Source organism: Legionella sp. ST3F1, from assembly GCF_048553315.1.
GTDB classification, from domain to species: Bacteria; Pseudomonadota; Gammaproteobacteria; order Legionellales; family Legionellaceae; genus Tatlockia; species Tatlockia donaldsonii.
Map to the genome: position 1 here is coordinate 1 of NZ_JBLZIO010000102.1, position 229 is coordinate 229.

Sequence of the window (229 nt, forward strand, 5' to 3'; positions counted from 1 at the left end):
ATTGATAGCGTAACTCTTCCTGATTACATAAAGAAAAAACAATTAATGATGAATCAATCTCCAAATCACTTGAATAGTGAAGAATTCCATCAATGGGCCGGGTCTTGGCTAAAACTGTAGTTCCTGTTAACAAAAAATCGCACATAAATGGGGATACGGACTTTATTTCTCTTGTTATCTTCAGTAAGTTCAATACAGTTAACCTCACCTATTTTCACTCCTAGAGAGG

General features: G+C 35.4%; 1 protein-coding gene. It reads left to right on the top strand.

All coding sequences use genetic code 11. The annotated features are described in order from the left end of the window. Positions 1-48 precede the first annotated feature (48 nt). A complete protein-coding gene (locus ACN4Z1_RS16095) occupies positions 49-120 on the top strand; it encodes a hypothetical protein (protein ID WP_419423073.1) in 72 nt (23 codons plus the stop codon). Positions 121-229 lie beyond the last annotated feature (109 nt).